This window comes from Tenacibaculum insulae (genome assembly GCF_964512435.1).
GTDB lineage: Bacteria > Bacteroidota > Bacteroidia > Flavobacteriales > Flavobacteriaceae > Polaribacter > Polaribacter insulae_A.
This window is the reverse complement of record NZ_OZ208512.1, coordinates 2810450-2831535: the sequence shown is the minus strand read 5'-3', so window position 1 is coordinate 2831535 and position 21086 is coordinate 2810450. Positions and strand designations below refer to the sequence as shown.

The 21086-nt window shown below is 31.2% G+C and carries 19 protein-coding genes and 1 other RNA gene; 15 read left to right on the top strand and 5 right to left on the bottom strand.

Going from position 1 to position 21086, the window contains the following annotated elements; genetic code table 11:
- Positions 1-12 precede the first annotated feature (12 nt).
- The 3 genes from ACN5J5_RS12960 (at position 13) to ACN5J5_RS12950 (ending at position 3028) form a co-directional block, all read left to right on the top strand.
- Positions 13-1098 (top strand): LptF/LptG family permease, encoded by a 1086-nt coding sequence (locus ACN5J5_RS12960; protein ID WP_418645314.1) that lies wholly within the window; start codon positions 13-15, stop codon positions 1096-1098.
- A complete protein-coding gene (locus ACN5J5_RS12955; protein ID WP_418645313.1) occupies positions 1085-1984 on the top strand; it encodes a DMT family transporter in 900 nt (299 codons plus the stop codon). The genes ACN5J5_RS12960 and ACN5J5_RS12955 overlap by 14 nt, the downstream gene beginning before the upstream one ends.
- 90 nt (positions 1985-2074) lie before the next feature.
- Positions 2075-3028 carry an acetyl-CoA carboxylase carboxyltransferase subunit alpha gene (locus ACN5J5_RS12950; protein ID WP_418645312.1) on the top strand — a complete coding sequence of 318 codons (954 nt, stop codon included), beginning with the start codon at positions 2075-2077 and terminating at the stop codon, positions 3026-3028.
- Between the two features lie 77 nt (positions 3029-3105).
- On the opposite strand, the gene ACN5J5_RS12945 is transcribed toward ACN5J5_RS12950, so the two are convergent.
- The gene (locus ACN5J5_RS12945) at positions 3106-3753 is read right to left on the bottom strand and encodes a DUF937 domain-containing protein (RefSeq protein WP_418645311.1); all 648 of its coding nucleotides are present in this window, start codon (positions 3751-3753) and stop codon (positions 3106-3108) included.
- A gap of 122 nt (positions 3754-3875) precedes the next feature.
- Here ACN5J5_RS12945 and ACN5J5_RS12940 point away from each other — a divergent pair, with 122 nt between their 5' ends.
- Both ACN5J5_RS12940 and ACN5J5_RS12935 read left to right on the top strand, forming a co-directional pair.
- Positions 3876-5201: a dicarboxylate/amino acid:cation symporter gene (locus ACN5J5_RS12940; RefSeq protein ID WP_418645310.1), complete on the top strand. Its 1326-nt coding sequence runs from the start codon at positions 3876-3878 to the stop codon at positions 5199-5201.
- A 79-nt stretch (positions 5202-5280) separates the two neighbouring features.
- A complete protein-coding gene (locus ACN5J5_RS12935) occupies positions 5281-6120 on the top strand; it encodes a sulfurtransferase (RefSeq protein WP_418645309.1) in 840 nt (279 codons plus the stop codon).
- A gap of 51 nt (positions 6121-6171) precedes the next feature.
- Here the strand turns inward: ACN5J5_RS12935 and ACN5J5_RS12930 are convergent, their stop codons facing one another.
- The 3 genes from ACN5J5_RS12930 to ACN5J5_RS12920 are packed head-to-tail and all read right to left on the bottom strand — an operon-like array spanning position 6172 to position 7998.
- Positions 6172-6684 carry a hypothetical protein gene (locus ACN5J5_RS12930; protein ID WP_418645308.1) on the bottom strand — a complete coding sequence of 171 codons (513 nt, stop codon included), beginning with the start codon at positions 6682-6684 and terminating at the stop codon, positions 6172-6174.
- Complete coding sequence (locus tag ACN5J5_RS12925; protein ID WP_418645307.1) at positions 6674-7387, bottom strand: DUF3307 domain-containing protein; 714 nt, start codon at positions 7385-7387, stop codon at positions 6674-6676. Before ACN5J5_RS12925 ends, ACN5J5_RS12930 begins: the two co-directional genes overlap by 11 nt.
- On the bottom strand, positions 7384-7998 hold the full coding sequence (locus tag ACN5J5_RS12920) for a SatD family protein (RefSeq protein WP_418645306.1): 615 nt from the start codon (positions 7996-7998) through the stop codon (positions 7384-7386). Before ACN5J5_RS12920 ends, ACN5J5_RS12925 begins: the two co-directional genes overlap by 4 nt.
- A 221-nt stretch (positions 7999-8219) precedes the next feature.
- On the opposite strand from ACN5J5_RS12920, the gene ACN5J5_RS12915 reads away from it, so the two are divergent.
- From ACN5J5_RS12915 to ACN5J5_RS12870, 10 genes are all read left to right on the top strand, one after another.
- Positions 8220-10547 carry an ATP-dependent helicase gene (locus ACN5J5_RS12915; protein ID WP_418645305.1) on the top strand — a complete coding sequence of 776 codons (2328 nt, stop codon included), beginning with the start codon at positions 8220-8222 and terminating at the stop codon, positions 10545-10547.
- A gap of 49 nt (positions 10548-10596) precedes the next feature.
- Positions 10597-11241, top strand: coding sequence for a DUF4290 domain-containing protein (locus tag ACN5J5_RS12910; protein ID WP_418645304.1), 645 nt, complete (start codon positions 10597-10599; stop codon positions 11239-11241).
- Positions 11242-12555 (top strand): UDP-N-acetylglucosamine 1-carboxyvinyltransferase, encoded by a 1314-nt coding sequence (gene murA / locus ACN5J5_RS12905; protein WP_418645303.1) that lies wholly within the window; start codon positions 11242-11244, stop codon positions 12553-12555.
- 107 nt (positions 12556-12662) lie between these two features.
- Complete coding sequence (locus tag ACN5J5_RS12900; protein WP_418645302.1) at positions 12663-13238, top strand: nucleotide exchange factor GrpE; 576 nt, start codon at positions 12663-12665, stop codon at positions 13236-13238.
- Positions 13239-13296: 58 nt separating this feature from the next.
- A complete protein-coding gene (gene dnaJ / locus ACN5J5_RS12895) occupies positions 13297-14421 on the top strand; it encodes a molecular chaperone DnaJ (RefSeq protein ID WP_418645301.1) in 1125 nt (374 codons plus the stop codon).
- Between the two features lie 227 nt (positions 14422-14648).
- Positions 14649-14958: RNase P RNA component class A (rnpB, locus tag ACN5J5_RS12890), an RNA gene on the top strand.
- 308 nt (positions 14959-15266) lie between these two features.
- On the top strand, positions 15267-18047 hold the full coding sequence (locus ACN5J5_RS12885) for a bifunctional aconitate hydratase 2/2-methylisocitrate dehydratase (RefSeq protein WP_418645300.1): 2781 nt from the start codon (positions 15267-15269) through the stop codon (positions 18045-18047).
- Between the two features lie 235 nt (positions 18048-18282).
- Positions 18283-19173: a hypothetical protein gene (locus ACN5J5_RS12880; protein WP_418645299.1), complete on the top strand. Its 891-nt coding sequence runs from the start codon at positions 18283-18285 to the stop codon at positions 19171-19173.
- A 71-nt stretch (positions 19174-19244) separates the two neighbouring features.
- The gene (locus ACN5J5_RS12875; RefSeq protein ID WP_418645298.1) at positions 19245-19928 is read left to right on the top strand and encodes a peptidoglycan DD-metalloendopeptidase family protein; all 684 of its coding nucleotides are present in this window, start codon (positions 19245-19247) and stop codon (positions 19926-19928) included.
- Complete coding sequence (locus ACN5J5_RS12870; RefSeq protein ID WP_418645297.1) at positions 19918-20385, top strand: DUF6495 family protein; 468 nt, start codon at positions 19918-19920, stop codon at positions 20383-20385. The genes ACN5J5_RS12875 and ACN5J5_RS12870 overlap by 11 nt, the downstream gene beginning before the upstream one ends.
- On the opposite strand, the gene ACN5J5_RS12865 is transcribed toward ACN5J5_RS12870, so the two are convergent.
- A complete protein-coding gene (locus ACN5J5_RS12865; RefSeq protein ID WP_418645296.1) occupies positions 20366-21052 on the bottom strand; it encodes an SIR2 family NAD-dependent protein deacylase in 687 nt (228 codons plus the stop codon). The genes ACN5J5_RS12870 and ACN5J5_RS12865 overlap by 20 nt on opposite strands.
- Positions 21053-21086: the final 34 nt, after the last annotated feature.

The following is a 21086-nucleotide window of genomic DNA, read 5'->3' as shown; positions in this document are numbered from 1 at the left end:
AAAAGTATATTCTTGAAAATACTAGATTGGTACATCTTAAAGCGTTATTTGGTAACATTTTTGTTTACCTTATTAATATTAATACCTATTGCGGTAGCAATTGATATTGCTGAAAAAATAGATAAATTTTTAAGAGAAGAAACCTTAACTCTCTTTGAAGTTATAAATGATTATTATGTAAATTTTATTATTTACTATGCCAATACATTTATGCCTTTGGCATTATTTATAGCGGTAATTTTATTTACTTCGAGATTGGCAAATAATACAGAAATTGTAGCAATAAATGGTTCGCAAATATCATTTACTCGATTTTTATATCCTTATTTTATAGGAGCCACTATTGTTTGTGCTGTTGCATTATCTATGAATCATTTTTTTGTGCCTTCAAGTAGTAAAACAAGAAAAGCTTTCGAAAAAAAGTATTTAAAAAAGAAAAAATATAGCAATACAACAGTTAGAGAGTTTAGTTTACAACTAAATGATAGTACTTATGTATATCTTCAAAATTTTGATTTAAAAAGAAATACAGGATTTAGATTTTCGATAGATACTTATGACGGAATTAAATTAAAAAGAAAACTATCTGCCGATAATATTAATTGGAATGCCAAAGACAGTACTTTTAAATTATTTAATTGGAAAGACAGAAAGGTGTTTAAAAAGAACGATAGTATTTTTTCGGGTACAAGCTTAGACACTACTTTTATATTTACACCTACCGATTTTAATTATAAAAATATTATGGCTCAAGAAATGGGATCTTTAGAGTTAATAGATTTTATTGAAGTGTCTAAAAAAAGAGGAATTAAAAACTTAAACGTTTATTTAGTAGAGTTATACAAACGTACTAGTTTACCCATTGCTTGTTATATTTTAACACTCATAGCAGTTGCTTTAGCTTATAAAAAGAGAAGAGGAGGTATTGGTTTAAACTTAGCCTTAGGTATTTCAATAATGTTTATTTATGTTTTCTTTTTAAAAGTAGCTGAAGTTTTAGGAGGTGTTGCAGGTGCAAATGCCTTGTTAAATGTTTGGGTTCCTAACGTTGTTTTTGGGGCATACGCAATTTACTTATATATCAATGCAAGGAAATAAATTAAAAAATTATCTTCATTTACATTTTATTGTTTTTATTTGGGGATTTACCGCAATACTTGGCGCATTAATATCTATAGATGCAATTCCCCTAGTTTGGTTTCGAATGTCATTAGCAGTCGTGTTTATTATTATTTACTTTTTAGTTCGAAAAAAATCATTTAAAGTAGATAAAAAAGGACTTTTAAAGTTTGCCCTATCGGGGATAATTATCGCAATACATTGGATTACTTTTTTTAAAGCCATAAAAGTATCAAACGTTTCAGTAGCATTAGTAACTATGAGTACAGGAGCATTTTTTGCATCTTTAATAGAACCTATATTTTTTAAACGAAAAATTAAAACTATTGAAATTTTACTTGGGCTATTAGTAATTGCAGGGTTGTATGTTATCTTTAATTTTCAAAGTCAATATACATTAGGGATTGTTTACGCATTAATATCTGCTTTCTTATCTGCTTTATTTGCAGTTTTAAACGGTTTATTTATTAAAAAATACGATGCAAACGTAATTTCTTTATATCAATTGTTTTTTGGAGCCTTAGGAATTACATTGTTTTTAATATGTACACAAAAATTTTCGGTTGCCTTTTTTCAACTATCAACAAACGATTGGTTTTATTTAATTATTTTAAGTAGTATTTGTACTGCGTATGCCTTTATAGCATCAGTACAAGTAATGAAGTATTTAACGCCATATACAGTAATGCTAACCATAAATTTAGAACCTATTTATGCAATTATTTTAGCATTGATAATTTTTGGAGAAAAAGAACAAATGAGTACAGAGTTTTATTACGGTGCATTTATCGTATTATTTGTTGTATTGTTAAATGGAATATTAAAAAATACAGCAACCATAAAAAAGAAATTAAGTAAAAAATAATATTTTAAGAAAAGCTAAAAAGCTAAACTTTACAATTTTTTAGTATGTTTGCCTTTACAAACTACTAATTATAAAATCAAACTATATATAATGGAATATTTAGATTTTGAATTACCGATAAAAGAGTTAGAAGACCAGTTGGTAAAATGTTTTGCTATAGGAGAAGAAAGTGATGTTGATGTGACTGAAACCTGTAAAAAAATAGAGAAAAAATTAGAAAAAGCTAAAAAAGACATATACAAAAACTTAACGCCTTGGCAACGTGTACAATTATCACGTCACCCAAATCGTCCTTATACTTTAGATTATATCAACGCTATTTGTGGTGATACTTTTATGGAACTACACGGAGATCGTAGTGTAAAAGATGATAAAGCAATGATTGGTGGTTTAGGTAAAATTGGCGATCAATCGTTTATGTTTATCGGTCAACAAAAAGGATACAATACCAAAACACGTCAGTATCGTAATTTTGGTATGGCAAATCCTGAAGGATACCGTAAAGCATTGCGTTTAATGAAAATGGCAGAAAAATTTGGTATACCTGTAGTAACTTTATTAGATACTCCAGGAGCTTATCCAGGATTAGAAGCTGAAGAACGCGGACAAGGAGAAGCTATTGCACGTAATATTCTTGAAATGACACGTTTAAAAACACCTATCATTACAATTGTTATTGGTGAAGGAGCTTCGGGAGGAGCTATTGGTATTGGTGTTGGAGATAAAGTGTACATGATGGAAAACACTTGGTACACTGTAATTTCTCCAGAATCTTGTTCTTCTATTTTATGGCGCAGTTGGGAGTTTAAAGAACAAGCAGCGGAAGCTTTAAAGTTAACGGGTGAAGATATGAAGAAGTTAAAATTAATTGACGGAATTATAGAAGAACCAATAGGAGGAGCTCATTCTGATAGAGAAGGCGCTTTTAAAGCTGTACAAGAGCAAATTTTAACAGCTTTTGATGCATTAAAAGATTTAAACGAAACTGATTTAGTAGCCCAACGTATGGATAAATACGCAAATATGGGAGTATATAAAGAGTAGTTTAAAACTCAAATAATAGCAAAAAAAACTCGTCTTTTAGACGAGTTTTTTTTTATGATAAATAATTTTGTATTTAGTTATTTTTTACCAAAAACACTACCTAACAAACCTCCTAGTAATCCACCACCAGATTTTTGCTGACTTGCGCCACCTAAAACCATACCGGCAACATCATCAACAATACTTCCATCACCATCAGCATCTAAAATTTGCTCTAAAAAACTTTGTTCTTTATCAGCCGAATTTCCTCCAAGTAAACCTCCTAACAGTCCACCTATATCACTAGAGTTATTTACCTTATTTTGGCGTGATTGCTTACCTAAAAGTCCCATTAAAAGAGGGGCAGCAGTTTTTAATATATTAGCAACATCGCCAGCATTCATACCAGATTTTTGACTTAAAACCTGCTCAACACCTTGCTGTTTGCTTCCTAAAACATGGCCTAAAATATTGCTACCATCTTGTAAAACATCAGCATTTACACCACCATTAAATAAATCACCTAAATTATCTAAAATACCTCCATCATGTTTGTTTAAAGCGCCCATTAAACCCTCGGCACCTTGTGGTGTTGCTGAGTTTCGTTGCATTGCTTTCATTAACACAGGCAAAGCCATGGTTAAAACATTGTTTGTTTTATTGGTATCTTGTCCTGTAGATCCTGCTACACCAGATATAATTGTTTTACCTAAATCACTATTTAATAAGTCTAAAATTCCTGCCATTTTTTTATTTTAATTAGATTCGTAATTGTTACTATAATAATTATGACACAAGTTACGAATTAAACGTCACATTTTTTAAATATTTATTTTACCTTACAGCCGTAAAAAATTAAATCAATTAAATGAAAAAACTAGCTTTACACTGGCAGATTTTAATAGGAATGGTTTTGGGTATTTTATTCGGACTAGCAATGACTTTTACTGAAGGAGGAGTTACTTTTGTTGGAAATTGGATAAAACCTTTAGGTACTATTTTTGTAAAACTATTAAAATTAATAGCGGTACCGTTAATTATAGCATCATTAATAAAAGGAATTTCAGATTTAAAAGATATTTCTAAATTTAAAAACATCGGTATACGTACTATTGTTATTTATATGGGTACTACACTTATTGCGATTACCATAGGTTTAGCGTTGGTAAACATAGTGCAGCCAGGTAACGGAATTTCTGAAGAAACAATAACAAAATTAACAGAAACGTATGCAAACAGTGGTGGTGTACAAGACAAAATTACTGAAGCAAGTAAGCAGCAATCTAGCGGACCTTTAGATTTTTTGGTTGATATGGTACCAGATAATGCTATAAAAGCTATGGGAAGTAACAAATCAATGCTACAAGTTATTTTCTTTACTATCTTTTTAGGGATATCAATGTTGTTAGTAGGTGAAAAACGAGCAAAACCACTAAAAAAGTTTTTCGATTCGTTAAATGAGGTGGTGTTAAAAATGGTAGATTTAATTATGCTATCTGCACCTTATGCTGTTTTTGCTTTGTTAGCAAATGTAGTTGTATCCTCTAATGACCCAGACTTATTATTAGCTTTATTAAAATATGCGTTAACAGTTGTTGGTGGATTATTATTAATGATAGGTTTTTATATGCTTTTATTAAGCATTTTTACAAATAAAAAACCGTTATGGTTTTTAAAAGAAATGAGTCCAGCACAATTATTAGCTTTTTCAACGAGTTCAAGTGCAGCAACTTTACCTGTAACAATGGAACGTGTTGAAGAACATGTTGGCGTAGATAAAGAAGTATCAAGTTTCGTGTTACCAGTAGGAGCAACAATTAATATGGATGGTACAAGCTTGTATCAAGCAGTAGCGGCAGTTTTTATAGCCCAAGCATTGAGTTTCGATTTATCTTTTGGCGATCAATTAACAATTATTATGACAGCTTTATTAGCCTCAATAGGTTCGGCAGCAGTACCAGGAGCAGGTATGGTAATGTTAGTAATTGTATTAGAATCGGTAGGTTTTCCTGCTGATAAATTGGCCATAGGTTTAGCATTAATTTTTGCAGTTGATAGACCTTTAGATATGTGTAGAACGGTTATAAATGTAACAGGTGATGCTACGGTAGCAACTTTGGTTGCAAAATCGGTAGATAAATTGCACGATCCGAAACCAAAAAACTGGGACGATAAATATGATAAAGTAAAATAATTAAATTATTTAATTACTCTATATAAACATCAATGGTATTTTATCATTGATGTTTTTTACCTTTATATAAAAAAGTAGAATGAAATTTAGAATTCAAAGTCCACTTGTTTCAGTTGATTGGTTATTTAAAAATAGATCAGCAGAAAATTTAATAATTTTAGACGCCAGTATAGCCAAAGTAGGAGCACAAAAAGAGGAGATAAAAGAAAAATTACAAATAAAAAATGCTGTTTTTTTCGATTTAAAAAATGTTTTTTTAAATAAAAAAGGAGAATTCCCTAATACTATTCCGACAGAAAAAAGCTTTGAGAAAAATGCACAGAAATTAGGAATTAATAAAGATAGTTGTGTTGTTGTTTATGATGATTTAGGCGTTTATTCTTCCCCTAGAGCTTGGTGGTTGTTTAAACTTTTTGGTTTTGAGAATGTCGCTGTTTTAAATGGTGGACTTCCAGCGTGGATAAATTCAGAGTTTCCTACAGAAATTCCTGAATTAAAAAACAAGCAACTTGGTAATTTTAAAGCAAATTATAAGTCAGAAAAATTAAGTGATGCAGAAAATGTATTAAAAGCTGCTAATAATTTTAATCTTATTTTTGATGCTCGTTCTAAAGGTCGATTTTACGCAACAATTCCAGAGCCAAGAAAAGATTTAAGAGGCGGACATATACCTAATTCTAAGAGTTTACCATACACTGATTTACAGGTTAATGGTAAAATGAAATCAGTAAAAGAGCTTCAGAAAATATTCTTAGCGTTGAATCCTAAAAAAGAAGCTGTTATTTTTTCTTGTGGATCAGGAATTACAGCTTGTATTTTGGCTTTAGGAAATGAAATTGTAGAAAATACAAATTATAGTGTATATGATGGTTCGTGGACAGAATGGGCTAGTAAACTAGCACTTCCTGTTGAAAAATAGATTAGCGTATGGTTCAAAAAAAAGCCGCTACTTTTAGTAGAGGCTTTTTAGTTAAATCAATTTTTTTACCTCTTGTTTTAAATAAGCGATAGAGGTTTGCGTTGGATTTTCGTTTTGAGCATAATCAATCAATACATTTTCTCGTAAATCTTTTGCTGTATTAGCTGTTTCTGCTGTTTTTCTCAGTTTTGCAATTATGGTAAGTTTAGCAGCCACAATTGCTTTCCAACTATCTTCAGATACATATAATTGCTGTACCATATTGTGTTCATATTCTTGCTCTATATTAGCAATTAACAGTTGTAAATAACTGTTGGTATTATCTCCAATAGGATTTACTCTAATTAGTAGTTTTGTAGGGTTTATACGCTCACAAAATAAAAGTAAACGCTCATAAGCTTGTAGTTTTATAGGTAAACTTTCGCGTTTTTTTTCAACTAAAGCATTAAACTTTTTTTCGTTGTTATCTTGCTTAATAAAAGCGCCTAATATAAAATATGCAACGGCACCTGTTACCATTGCGGGTAATGCATACGCTAATCCTTCAATAATTTTATCTTCCATAATACGAATATACAAGTCCTGTTAAAATTGCCAAACCAAAACTTAATAAAGTTCCAATTAAAATGTATTCGGTAAGTTTTCTGTCATCAGCAGATGTTAAATCACCAAAACGAAAAATAGATTTAGCAGCAAGTAAAAAACCAACACCAGCCCATTGTCCAATAACAATAAACATAAAAATAAGTAAACGTTCTAAAATACCAATATATTTTCCTGCTTTAGTTAAAGATTTATTTTCTTTTTTATCATTTTTTTCAGGATTCCATTGCGATATAATCGTAGGAATAATTATAGAAGAAACATAACTAACAAACAGTAAACAGCAAATAAAAAGTAATTTTTTTTCTGAAAATAAATCCGTTAAATCTAGCTTAAAAGACGAGTACCAGTAAGTTATTAATATTAATATGAAAAAGTGTAAAAACTGATCTGTAAAAAACAGCAATGTTTTATTTTTTTTGTTTTGTAAATACAGTTTTCCTAAATCGATACCATAGTGTGTTACTGTTATTAATATAATGCCAAATATGTATTTTATATTAAAACCAAGTATAAATAATAATAGTAAAAAATGTATACCAATATGCAGGTATAGCTTGTTAGATTTAAACTTTTTTTTCTCTTTATTTTTAATCCATTTTTCTGACTGAAAAACAAAGTCGCCTAAAAAATGTGCAATTAAAAGTTTTAAAAATAGTATCATAATACTGCTATTTTTTGTTTAATTAACGCTTTGTATCTATTATTTAATTTTATGATACTATCATAACCAGCACGTTTTTGTCGTTCGCTAACTCTACCTTGTGTAATTCCTAATCTTTTTGCAATTTGACTTTGGGTTAATAAAGGATTTTCTATAGAAATTTGAAAAACTTCAGCAGAGTTTTTAGTCCAATTATTCATGGTTAATAAGGCTAAATCTAAAGCTAAATTTAATTCCTCATCAAACTCAAGCCAAGGAGATTTTATAGCAATCAATTGTTTTTTTACCAAATCATCAAAAATTTTACCAGAATTAATATAAGCTTCTCCATTGGCTTCAGTGATATTTTTGCTTTCAATATCTTTATAACCAATGCCAATGCCTATTCTAATATCTATATTTTCAATTTGTTTTAGTGCAGCTTTTAATAAAAAAGCAGCATAAAAAGCATTTTCTATAGGTACCTCTAATTGAAAACTATCACCTCTAAAAATATCCCAATTTTTAGGTTGCTCACCAAATTTACTAAGCACTTTTTTTAACTTTAAAAGCCAAATGGTAGTGTCGGTTTTTCTTGAATTTACAATATCACCTGTTAATATACTTGTCATTAAATTTTTTTAATAAAAGTTAAATGTACTTAAATATTAATAAATAATCAAACTTATCTGCTTATTAGCAGATATTTTAATTTATCTGCTCTGTTGCAGATATTTTATTTTATCTGTTTTTAAGCAGATAAAAAATGTGAATAAAAAGTAGCTTACAAGTTTTATAAAACCTAAAAGAATGGTTAAATTTCCATTTTAAAAATTCTTTCAAATAATTTCTATTGAATACTTACTTACAGCAACTTAACGAACCACAAAGAGCCGCCGTTTTACAAAAAGATGGCCCAATGATAATTATTGCAGGTGCCGGATCTGGTAAAACGAGAGTTTTAACGTATCGTATTGCACATTTAATGCAACAAGGAGTTGATTCTTTTAATATTTTATCGTTAACCTTTACCAATAAAGCTGCACGTGAAATGAAAGAGCGTATTGCAGGAGTTGTAGGGCATAGCGAAGCGAAGAATTTATGGATGGGAACTTTTCACTCGGTTTTTGCACGTATTTTACGTTCGGAAGCAGATAGATTAGGCTATCCGTCAAACTTTACGATTTATGATTCGCAAGATTCTGTTCGTTTGATAACAGCCATTATCAAAGAAATGAATTTAGATAAAGATCGATATAAACCAAAGCAAATTTTAAGTAGAATATCGTCTTTTAAAAATAGTTTAATAACGGTAAGAGCGTATTTTAATAATGGTGATTTACAGCAAGCTGATTTAGAAGCAAGCCGACCAAAAGTTGGTGATATTTACAAAGCTTATGTTGAAAGATGTTTTAAATCTGGCGCGATGGATTTTGATGATTTATTGTTAAGAACCAATGAGTTATTAACGCGTTTTCCTGAAGCATTGGCAAAATATCAAGACAGATTTAGATATATAATGGTTGATGAGTATCAAGATACCAATCATTCGCAATACCTAATTGTTAGGGCTTTAGCAGATCGTTTTCAGAATATTTGTGTGGTTGGTGACGATTCGCAAAGTATTTATAGTTTTCGAGGGGCAAACATCAATAATATTTTAAATTTTCAAAAAGATTATCCTGATGTTAAAACCTTTAAATTAGAGCAAAATTACCGATCTACAAGCAATATTGTTGAGGCAGCAAATAGTGTTATCGACAAAAATAAAACGAAATTAGATAAAGAAGTTTGGACGGAAAATGATGCAGGAGAAAGCATTAAAATAATGCGTACAATTTCTGATGGAGAAGAAGGGCGTTTTGTGGCACAATCTATTTGGGAAAACCAAATGAATCATCAATTAACAAACGATTCATTTGCTATCTTATATCGTACCAATGCACAATCGAGAGCGATGGAAGATGCGCTGCGAAAAAAAGATATTAAATATAAAATTTACGGAGGAATTTCATTTTATCAACGTAAAGAAATAAAAGATTTATTATCATATTTACGTATGTTAATTAATCCGAATGATGAAGAAGCATTAAAAAGAATTATCAATTATCCAGCTCGTGGAATCGGTGCAACTACAATTGATAAGTTAGCAATAGCGGCAAATCATTATAAAAAATCAATTTTCGATATCTTACTTAATTTAGATAAAGTTGATTTAAAAATAAATTCGGGCACAAAAACCAAACTAGCTAATTTTACTAGAATGATTCAGCGTTTTCAAATAGACGCTCAAAAAATGAATGCTTTTGAAATTGCGGATTTGGTGGTAAAACAAACCCAATTAGTAAAAGATTTACAAAAAGACGGTACGCCAGAAGGGGTAAGTAAAGTAGAAAACGTTCAAGAATTATTAAACGGTATAAAAGATTTTATTACCGATAAAATTGAAACAGGTGAAGATGCATCTTTGCCTATTTTTTTAGAAGATGTAGCATTGGCAACCGATTTTGATAGCGAAAAAGACGACACACCACGTGTTTCGTTAATGACAATTCACTTATCAAAAGGATTAGAATATCCGTACGTATATATTGTTGGTTTAGAAGAGAGTTTATTTCCGTCAGCAATGAGTATGAATACGCGTAGCGAGTTAGAGGAAGAGCGACGTTTGTTTTATGTAGCCTTAACCAGAGCCGAAAAAGTAGCCTATTTAACCTACGCACAAACACGTTATCGTTGGGGAAAATTAACGGACGGAGAACCAAGTCGTTTTTTAGAAGAAATTGATGATAAATATGTTGAACATTTAGCTCCGAAAGAGCCAAAAGGTTTAGCAAATAGATTTATTGATGCAAGTATTTTTGATGATGATTCTCCGAAAAGAATCCGTTTTCAAAAACCAATTCAGAAAAAAAGAAAAGAGTTTTTAGCAAAAAAAGAAAAACCAAATACGATACCACCAAAAAGTAAAATGAAAAAGGTATCAGAAGTAAACACTTCGATGAATTTGTTTGAAGGAGAAATTGTAGTTGGTAATTTTGTAGAACATAACCGTTTTGGTACAGGTGAGGTAATTGCGTTAGAAGGTAAAGGACCTAATAAAAAAGCAGAAATTAAGTTTGGTACTGTAGGTAAAAAGAAATTATTATTGCAATTCGCAAAACTAAAGGTAATCGGATAGATAATTAATCCATAATAATTACTTATTTTGCATCTATAAATAAAGAGAAATGACGTTTGATTTAGAGTACAATTCAGAAAGAGATCACTTAATAATTCCGGAATACGGAAGACATATACAAAAATTAGTAAATCATTGTATCGCTTTAGAAACTAAAGAGGAACGAAACACAATGGCAAAAGCAATTATTGATGTAATGGGAAATTTACAACCTCATTTACGCGATGTGCCAGATTTTAAACACAAACTTTGGGATCAATTACATATTATTGCTGATTTTAAGTTAGATGTAGATTCTTCTCCTTACGAAACACCATCTAAAGAAGAATTAAGAGAGAAGCCTGAAAAAATGGACTATCCAAAATCGGCTTCTAGATACAGATATTATGGTAATAATATTCAAACCATGATTAATATCGCTTTAACATGGGAAGAGGGAGATAAACGGGAAGCTTTGGTATTTACCATAGCCAATCACATGAAAAAATGTTATTTAAATTGGAATAAAGACACGGTTGATGATGCTGTTATTTTTAAGCATTTATATGATTTGTCTGGTAAAGAAATAGATTTAAGAGAATCTACAGAATCGTTAGCAGAAAGTAAAAATTTGTTAAGAAAACGTTCTAACCAAGGGCAGCATAAAAATAATCATAAGGCAAAATCTAATAATCATAAATACAGAAAAAAATAAATGGCATCATTTAAAATTGAAGGCGGTCACAAACTTAATGGAGTAATTACACCTCAAGGAGCAAAAAATGAAGCATTGCAAATTATTTGTGCTGTATTATTAACTCCTAAAAAAGTAGTAATTAATAATATTCCTGATATTATTGATGTAAATAAATTAATTTTTATTTTAGGAGAATTAGGCGTTAAAATAGAAAAGTTAGCAGCTAATTCATATAGTTTTCAGGCTGATACTATTAACTTAAAATATTTAGAATCTGCCGAATTTAAAAGAGATGGAAGCTCATTAAGAGGATCTATTATGATTGTTGGTCCGTTATTAGCACGTTTTGGAAAAGGATATATTCCACGTCCAGGAGGTGATAAAATAGGGCGTCGTCGTTTAGATACCCACTTTGAAGGTTTTATTAATTTAGGAGCAAAATTCCGTTATAATAAAGAAGAATATTTTTACGGAGTAGAAGCTGAAAATGGTTTAACAGGTACCGAAATGTTGCTTGATGAAGCTTCTGTAACCGGAACTGCTAATATTATTATGGCAGCAATTTTAGCTAAAGGAACTACGACTATTTATAATGCTGCTTGCGAACCTTATATTCAACAATTATCTAAAATGTTGAATTCTATGGGCGCAAAAATAACAGGTGTTGGTTCAAATTTATTAACTATTGAAGGAGTAACTGAGTTAGGAGGATGTGAACACAGAGTACTACCAGATATGATTGAAATTGGTAGTTGGATTGGTGTCGCAGCCATGACACGTTCAGCATTAACCATAAAAGATGTTAGTTGGAAAGATTTAGGACAAATACCAAGTGTATTTCGTAAATTAGGAATCCAACTAGAAAAAAAAGGAGATGATATTTTTATTCCAGAACAAGAAAGTTACGAAATTCAAAATTATATAGACGGATCTGTTTTAACAGTAGCCGATGCACCTTGGTCAGGGTTTACGCCAGATTTATTAAGTATTGTATTAGTTATTGCAACACAAGCAAAAGGTACGGTATTGATACATCAAAAAATGTTTGAAAGCCGTTTGTTTTTTGTTGATAAATTGATAGATATGGGCGCAAAAGTAATTTTATGTGATCCGCATAGAGCTACTGTAATAGGCCATGATTTTCAGTCAATGTTAAAAGCAACTAAAATGACTTCGCCAGATATTAGAGCGGGTATTTCTTTGTTAATAGCAGCACTTTCAGCAAAAGGAACCAGTATTATTAATAATATTGAACAAATTGATAGAGGGTATGAAAATATTGAAGCACGTTTAAAATCTATCGGCGCAAAAATTGAAAGAATAGAAGATTAAAAGCATTTATAAAAAGTGATGAAAAAATCGTGTCAACATGACACGATTTTTTTATTGGCAATATTATTGATAAAAGTATGCTGAAGAATTTAAAGAAACGATTTACAATGAGTAAAGATCAATATACAAAAGAAGATGAGTTAAAAGATGCTATTGATAATGGCGGACTTGACAATAATCAAGAAGAAACTCAAGAAAATAAAGAGGTTGAAGCTAAAGCAGAAGAGGTAAAAGAGCCAACAACTGAAGAGTTGTTAGATGCAGAAAAAAATAAATATTTACGATTATTTGCTGAGTTTGAAAACTATAAAAAACGTACTTCTAAAGAACGTATGGAGCTTTTTAAAACGGCAGGACAGGAAGTAATGACAGTTTTACTGCCAGTTTTAGATGATTTTGAACGTGCTTTGACACATATTGAAGATGATAAAGAAGCAGAAGAGTTACGTAAAGGTGTTTTGTTAATTTATCAGAAAATGGTTAAAACATTAGAGCAAAAAGGTTTAACAGCAATTGAGGTAAAAGCTGGTGATGTTTTTGATGCCGAAGTACACCAAGCAATAACTCAAATTCCTGCACCAACTGATGATTTAAAAGGAAAAATTATTGATTGTGTAGAAAAAGGATACAAGTTAGGAGATAAAATTATTCGTCACCCAAAAGTGGTGGTAGGTCAAGCATAAAAAAATAATAGTTCCCAATTATCAATCATTAAAAAGATAATTGTCAATTAACAATATAATGGCAAAACAAGATTACTACGAAGTATTAGGTATTTCAAAATCAGCATCACAGTCTGAAATAAAAAAAGCATATCGTAAAATGGCGATAAAATATCATCCAGATAAAAATCCAGATGATAAAAGTGCTGAAGAAAAATTCAAACTTTGTGCCGAAGCATATGAAGTACTTAGTGATGATAATAAAAAGGCTCGTTACGATCAATATGGTCACGCAGCATTTGATGGTCCACAAGGAGGTGGCGGTTTCGGTGGTGGCGGAATGAATATGGATGACATATTTAGTCAATTTGGCGATATTTTCGGAGGCGGAGGCTTTGGTGGTTTCGGTGGCGGCGGTGGTCGTAGACAAGCTAGAGTTAAAGGATCTAACATGCGTATTCGTGTAAAACTTACTTTAGAAGAAATTGCAAACGGAGTAGAAAAGAAGGTTAAAGTTCGTAGAAAAGTTCAGGCAGACGGAGTAACGTATAAAACGTGTTCTACTTGTAATGGTAGCGGACAACAAATGCGAGTTACCAATACTATATTAGGTAGAATGCAAACTGCAACTACCTGTGGTACTTGTCAAGGAGCTGGAGAAATGATTAATAGTAAACCTAACGGAGCAGATGCCCAAGGTTTAATTGTTAAAGAAGAAACAGTTTCAATTAATATTCCAGAAGGAGTTACAGAAGGCGTGCAATTAAAAGTAGGAGGAAAAGGAAACGAGGCTCCTGGTAAAAACTCTGTTCCTGGAGATTTATTAGTATTGATAGAAGAAGTTCAGCACGATACATTAAAAAGAGAAGGAAGTAATATTCATTACGATTTATATATAAATTTTTCTGAAGCTGTTTTAGGTGTTTCTAAAGAAGTTGAAACCGTAACAGGAAAAGTGAAAATTAAGATAGAACCAGGTACACAATCGGGTAAAATACTACGCTTAAAAGGTAAAGGTTTACCAAGTATTGAGCGTTATGGTACTGGCGATTTTTTAATACACATTAATGTTTGGACCCCACAAGAGTTAACTAAAGAACAACGTAAGTTTTTCGAGCAAATGCAAGGAGATGAAAACTTTAGTCCAAATCCGCAAAAATCAGATAAATCATTTTTTGATAAAGTAAAAGATATGTTTTCATAAAAGTAAATTTTAAGAAAAGAACAAAAAAACACCCATTAAATGGGTGTTTTTTTTGTAAATAATAAAAGTATGTTAACTTTTATATCAAATGTTTTTTTTAATTAAAAAGCTTTCATATATTTGTACCGTCTAGAAGACGTTCTAGACACTTTTTCTTTTTCATAGCAATTTTCCCACTCAATTTATTGAGTGGGTTTTTTTATGAAGGAAGTGAATTTATAAAATAATTAGCAGACCAATCTTATCGACTTATATTTAGTATAAGTAGGAAAGTCTGGACACCATAGAGTAGCATAGCGGATAACGTCCGTCCAACGTAAGTTGAGGACAAGTGCAGCAGAAAGTATGTACAGGTAATGCTGTAGTGAAACCAGGTAAACTCTATGCGGTGCAATGTCATGTACATTAGAGATCGAGCGCTACTCGCGCGATTCTAAGGGGTAGGCAGATTGATTTTACGAGTAATTGTAAAACTAGATAAATGATAAGAGCCTTATTTATAAGGAACAGAATCCAGCTTACTGGTCTGCTTTTTTTTTCTATTTTAGAGTAATTATAAACTAATTATAATTCAATAAAAAACAGCTATTTGTTAAATTCGTAATTTTAACAGTTATTTTGCTGTTTTTTATATGGAATCAACATTGAATCAGTGTTTTGATTACAGATACTTCTTGTTTTTTGAATTTTACTGTTTATTTTTTAATATGCAGCTAAAATTGTACTTTTGCTTAGCTAAAAAACAACAAAATAATTTATATAAAAACAACTTTTAAATACTTAAAAATCATTTAGAGATTTATAGTGTATGATTGCTGTTTTTGTAAAAAAAATAAACCTTTATAATGAACAATATTTATTTAGATTATCTTAAAGAGATAGAGGAGAGAAAAGGGCAAGGGTTACACCCAAAACCAGTGGATGGTGCTGAATTACTAAGTGAAATTATTTCGCAAATTAAAGATGTAAATAATGAGCATAGAGAAGCGTCTCTTAATTTTTTTATTTACAACGTATTACCAGGAACAACAAGTGCAGCTGGTGTAAAAGCACAGTTTTTAAAAGAAATTATTTTAGGAGAATTTTTAGTTGAAGAAATTTCACAAGATTACGCTTTTGAGCAGTTGTCTCACATGAAAGGCGGACCTTCAGTAGCTGTTTTATTAGATTTAGCTTTAGGAAACGAAGCTATAATTGCACAAAAAGCAGTTAAAGTATTAAAAACTCAGGTTTTCTTATATGAAGCGGATACTGATCGTTTAGAAAAAGCATATAAATCAGGAAACGAAGTAGCGAAAGAGTTAATAGAAAGCTACGCACAGGCAGAGTTTTTTACAAAATTACCGGAGATTGATGAAGAGATAGAAATTGTAACTTACGTTGCTGGTGTTGGTGATATTTCAACAGATTTACTGTCTCCAGGTGCAGATGCACATTCAAGATCAGATCGTGAGTTACATGGTCAATGTATGTTTGAACACAATAAAGACATGCAAAATGAATTATTGGCTTTAAAAAAACAACATCCAAATAAACGTGTGATGTTAATTGCAGAAAAAGGAACAATGGGAGTTGGTTCTTCAAGAATGTCTGGAGTTAACAACGTAGCATTATGGACAGGTATTTCATCTAGTCCTTATGTGCCATTTATTAATATTGCTCCTGTAATTGCAGGTACCAATGGTATTGCACCAATTTTCTTAACTACCGTTGGTGTAACAGGAGGTATTGGTTTAGATTTAAAAAACTGGGTAAAACAAAAAGATGAAGCTGGTAACACAGTTGTAGATGCGGATGGAGATGCAGTTTTAAAAGAAGAATATACTGTTGAAACAGGTACTGTTTTAACAATTAATACCAAAACAAAAAAATTATACAACGGAGATAAAGAGTTAAAAGATATTTCTGCGGCATTTACACCACAAAAAATGGAGTTTATGAAAGCAGGAGGTTCTTATGCGGTTGTTTTCGGTAAAAAATTACAAACTTTCGCAGCTAAAGTATTAGGAATTGAGGTTCCTCAAGTTTATGCGCCTTCAAAAGAAATTTCTGTTGAAGGACAAGGATTAACTGCTGTTGAAAAAATATTTAATAAAAATGCTGTTGGTACTACACCAGGTAAAACATTACATGCAGGTTCAAATGTTCGTGTAGAGGTTAATATTGTAGGTTCTCAAGACACTACGGGATTAATGACTTCGCAAGAATTAGAGATGATGGCTGCAACGGTTATTTCTCCAATTGTAGATGCTAGTTACCAATCTGGTTGTCATACAGCTTCAGTTTGGGATGATAAATCGAAAGCGAACATTCCAAGATTAATGAAGTTTATGAACGATTTTGGTTTAATTACCGCTCGTGATCCTAAAGGAAATTACCCTGCTATGACAGATGTAATTCATAAAGTATTAAATGATATTGCCGTTGATGATTGGGATGTAATTATTGGAGGAGATTCTCATACAAGAATGTCGAAAGGTGTTGCTTTTGGAGCAGATTCAGGAACAGTAGCTTTAGCATTAGCAACGGGTGAGGCAACGATGCCAATTCCAGAATCGGTAAAAGTTACCTTTAAAGGAGCAATGAAATCTTTTATGGATTTCCGTGATGTGGTACACGCTACACAAGAGCAAATGTTAAAGCAATTTGGCGGAGATAATGTTTTTCAAGGAAGAATTATCGAGGTGCATATTGGTACGTTAACCGCAGATCAGGCGTTTACATTTACTGATTGGACAGCAGAAATGAAAGCGAAAGCTTCTATCTGTATTTCTGAAGAAGAAACACTTGTTGAATCGTTAGAAATTGCAAAATCTCGTATCCAAATTATGATTGATAAGGGTATGGATAACCAAAAGCAAATGCTTAAAGGTTTAGTAGATAAAGCAAATAATAGAATTAACGAGTTACAATCTGGTTCTAAATTGGCTTTAAAGCCAGATGCTGATGCAAAATATTTTGCAGAAGTTGTGGTTGATTTAGATCAAATTGCGGAACCAATGATTGCGGATCCTGATGTAAATAACGAAGATGTTTCTAAGCGTTATACGCATGATAATATTAGACCATTATCTTTTTATGGAGGAACTAAAAAAGTAGATTTAGGTTTTGTGGGATCGTGTATGGTTCACAAAGGTGATATGCAAATTTTAGCTCAAATGTTAAAAAATATTGAGCAACAACAAGGAAAAGTTGAGTTTAAAGCGCCATTAGTGGTTGCTCCTCCAACGTACAATATTGTTGATGAGTTAAAAGCAGAAGGTGATTGGGAAGTTTTACAAAAGTATTCAGGATTTGAATTCGATGATAACGCACCAAAAGGTTTAGCACGTACTAAGTATGAAAATATGTTATACTTAGAGCGCCCTGGATGTAATCTTTGTATGGGGAATCAAGAAAAAGCAGAACCAGGAGATACGGTAATGGCTACTTCTACACGTTTATTTCAAGGAAGAGTGGTAAAAGATTCTGGTGAGAAAAAAGGAGAATCTTTATTATCATCTACTCCAGTAGTTGTTTTATCTACCATTTTAGGAAGAACCCCAACTATGGCAGAATACGAAGCTGCGGTTGATGGAATTGTGTTAACAAGATTTAAACCATCTAGTAAAAAACTAGTAAAATAAATAATATATTTTTTTTATAATGAAAATCCCAGCTTTTTAGTTGGGATTTTTTTGTGTAAAATAAATATCGTAATAAGTTGTTTATTAACTTGTTATGTGGTTTCTTAGTTTAAGCATCTAAATAGATTTAGATAAGGTAAAACAACAGTCTTTTTTAAGTTGAAGTAATTTTTTTTGTAAGTAGTTTTTTTTAAGCACGACTTAAGCTAAAACATTAATCATTAAAATTTATATTATGAAAAAATTACTTTTAGGTTTTTTAGCCTTATCAGCATTAACATTTACTTCTTGTAGTGACGACGATGATAACACTCCAGTATCAACAACATCAAATTTAACTCTTAATATAGAAGGTTTAGAAAATTTAGGAGCAAGTTTAAAATATGAAGGATGGATTATTGTAGCAGGTGCACCAGTATCAACAGGAGTATTTTCTGTAGATGATTCAGGAACTTTATCACAAAAAACATTTGAAGTAGAAAAAGAAGATTTAGCAGCGGCAACAAAATTTGTTTTATCTATTGAGCCAACAAATGACACAGATCCTGCGCCAGCAGCAACAAAAATTTTAGCAGGAGATTTTACAGATAACGAAGCAAATGTAAGTTCTAAAGGAATTGTTGGCGATTTTTCTAACGCTGCAGGGAAATTTATTTTAGCAACACCAACAGATGATGACGATACAAATGAAGCAAGCGGAGTTTGGTTTTTAGACAACTCAAGTGGTAGTCCGGCAGTAGGTTTAGATTTACCAGAATTATCTGCAGGTTGGAAATATGAAGGTTGGGTAGTAATTGACGGAACACCAGTAAGTACAGGTACTTTTACAATGAGTGACATGGCCGATGATAATGCTGCAACATCACCTTATAAAGGAGCTAAAGGTAACGGACCAGCTTATCCTGGAGAAGATTATGTAATGGGAAGTGTTGCAGGTATAGATTTTCCAACAGATTTAAAAGGAAAAACGGTAGTAATTTCTGTAGAGCCATCTCCAGATAATAGCCCAAATCCATTTACTTTGAAGCCATTAGCACACATGATTGCTGATGATGCGATGAATCATACAGCATTAACAATGGGAGCGGGGCCTGTTAAAGAAATTATTGGTAATGTAGTGAGATAATATCAATAGATAATTATATAAAAAATAAGAGTAATCAAGTATCTTTGGTTGCTCTTATTTTTTATATAAATATGATAGAATTTTTAAAAAACATATCTCAAAAATCATTGTATGTTATTGATAAAAGTATATCAATAACCAAATATATACCAATATCAATAGCAGCTTCAAATGAAGATTTAATTTTTGATGTTGCTTCTTCTGATGAATGGACTCAATATTTAAATCAGTATTTAGATAAACAACAAAAGAAAGTTGCTTTTGGTGGGTATTTAGAAACTAGAGATATTTACAATAGAAGCGAACATTTTAATAAACTATCCGTAGAAAATCAACGAAATATTCATTTAGGAATTGATTTATGGTGTGATACAGAAACAGATGTTTTGGCAGTTTTAGATGGTGAAATTCATAGTTTTAAAAACAACCTTAATTATGGTGATTACGGACCTACCATTATTATAAAACACACTATTGATGGAAATGAATTTTATTCTTTATACGGACATTTATCAGTAAAATCATTAGAAAATTTACAGATAGGAACTCTAGTTAAACAAGGAGAAAAAATAGCAGCTTTAGGTGACAGCTCTGTAAATGGTGATTATGCGTCACATTTACATTTTCAATTAATAATTGATATTGAAAATTATCAAGGAGATTATCCAGGTGTGTCATCAAAAAAGCAATTGGATTTTTACCAACAAAATTGCCCAAATCCTAATTTATTATTAAAATTGCCACATGAAATATAGACAACTTACCAAAGAACAGTTTGAAGGATTGCACGAAGAATTTGCTCGTTTTTTAGCATCGCAAAGTATTGATGCGAAAGAGTGGAAAGAGTTAAAGGCAGAAAAACCACAAGTTGCCGAAGATGAAATGAATGTTTTTAGTGATGTTGTTTGGGACGATGTACTTACAAAAACCGCATATTTAGAGCATTTTTCACCAAAAATGGTGAATTTATTTAAATGTGATGAAAACGAAATTCATCGTATTGTTATAAAAGTTGATAAAGAAATTAATTTGTTAACACAAGAAGGTTTTGAATGGTTGATGAAAAATCCGAATGACGAAAAAATCGAATTTTTTACAGGAACCAAAAAATACGAACAAGAAAGAAACGTTGAAGTTTTCGATTTGATAGAAAAAGGAAGTTCAATTTCTAAAGGAGAAATATATACTTATTTTAATCGATTAACATCGTAAGTAATTTATTGGTTCCAACACTCGCAATGTCTTTAATAATTGTTAAATTAGTAAAGGCGTTTTCGTTTACAACAGGTTTTGGATCGATAAAATAAATTGGTGTATTTTCAGGAATATAGTCAATCAAACTAGCCGCAGGATATACTTGCATAGAAGTGCCAATAATTACTAAAATATTAGTTTTTTGGGTGATTTCAATTGCTTTATCAAGCATTGGTACCTCTTCACCAAACCAAACTATATGCGGCCTTAATTGGCTTTTATCCGAAGCTAAATCACCTAATAAAATATCTTTTTTACACTCAAAAATTAATTTTTTATTTATACTACTTCTGGCTTTTAACAATTCTCCGTGTAAGTGAGTAATGTTTTTACTACCTGCACGTTCGTGTAAATTATCTACATTTTGTGTGATAATATCAACATTAAAAACAGTTTCTAACTTAGCTAAATTGAAATGAGCTTTGTTAGGCGAAACACTAAGTAATTGTTTTCTACGTTGATTGTAAAAATCAAAAACTAATTCAGGGTTTTTATGAAATCCTTCAGGAGAGGCAACTTCATAAATGTCATGACCTTCCCACAAACCATCAGCGTCTCTAAAGGTTTTTATCCCGCTTTCGGCGCTAATACCTGCTCCAGTTAATATTACTAATCGTTTTTTCATGAAACTAAAATATGAAATTTTAGTATGTTTGTGC

What these genes read in the sequence shown, in the direction of transcription:
- ACN5J5_RS12955 (WP_418645313.1), top strand. Translation starts at nt 1,085, where the DNA reads ATGCAAGGAAATAAATTAAAAAATTATCTTCATTTACATTTTATTGTT.
- ACN5J5_RS12950 (WP_418645312.1), top strand. Translation starts at nt 2,075, where the DNA reads ATGGAATATTTAGATTTTGAATTACCGATAAAAGAGTTAGAAGACCAG.
- ACN5J5_RS12945 (WP_418645311.1), bottom strand. Translation starts at nt 3,753, where the DNA reads ATGGCAGGAATTTTAGACTTATTAAATAGTGATTTAGGTAAAACAATT.
- ACN5J5_RS12940 (WP_418645310.1), top strand. Translation starts at nt 3,876, where the DNA reads ATGAAAAAACTAGCTTTACACTGGCAGATTTTAATAGGAATGGTTTTG.
- ACN5J5_RS12935 (WP_418645309.1), top strand. Translation starts at nt 5,281, where the DNA reads ATGAAATTTAGAATTCAAAGTCCACTTGTTTCAGTTGATTGGTTATTT.
- ACN5J5_RS12930 (WP_418645308.1), bottom strand. Translation starts at nt 6,684, where the DNA reads ATGGAAGATAAAATTATTGAAGGATTAGCGTATGCATTACCCGCAATG.
- ACN5J5_RS12925 (WP_418645307.1), bottom strand. Translation starts at nt 7,387, where the DNA reads ATGATACTATTTTTAAAACTTTTAATTGCACATTTTTTAGGCGACTTT.
- ACN5J5_RS12920 (WP_418645306.1), bottom strand. Translation starts at nt 7,998, where the DNA reads ATGACAAGTATATTAACAGGTGATATTGTAAATTCAAGAAAAACCGAC.
- ACN5J5_RS12910 (WP_418645304.1), top strand. Translation starts at nt 10,597, where the DNA reads ATGACGTTTGATTTAGAGTACAATTCAGAAAGAGATCACTTAATAATT.
- murA (WP_418645303.1), top strand. Translation starts at nt 11,242, where the DNA reads ATGGCATCATTTAAAATTGAAGGCGGTCACAAACTTAATGGAGTAATT.
- ACN5J5_RS12900 (WP_418645302.1), top strand. Translation starts at nt 12,663, where the DNA reads ATGAGTAAAGATCAATATACAAAAGAAGATGAGTTAAAAGATGCTATT.
- dnaJ (WP_418645301.1), top strand. Translation starts at nt 13,297, where the DNA reads ATGGCAAAACAAGATTACTACGAAGTATTAGGTATTTCAAAATCAGCA.
- ACN5J5_RS12885 (WP_418645300.1), top strand. Translation starts at nt 15,267, where the DNA reads ATGAACAATATTTATTTAGATTATCTTAAAGAGATAGAGGAGAGAAAA.
- ACN5J5_RS12880 (WP_418645299.1), top strand. Translation starts at nt 18,283, where the DNA reads ATGAAAAAATTACTTTTAGGTTTTTTAGCCTTATCAGCATTAACATTT.
- ACN5J5_RS12875 (WP_418645298.1), top strand. Translation starts at nt 19,245, where the DNA reads ATGATAGAATTTTTAAAAAACATATCTCAAAAATCATTGTATGTTATT.
- ACN5J5_RS12870 (WP_418645297.1), top strand. Translation starts at nt 19,918, where the DNA reads ATGAAATATAGACAACTTACCAAAGAACAGTTTGAAGGATTGCACGAA.
- ACN5J5_RS12865 (WP_418645296.1), bottom strand. Translation starts at nt 21,052, where the DNA reads ATGAAAAAACGATTAGTAATATTAACTGGAGCAGGTATTAGCGCCGAA.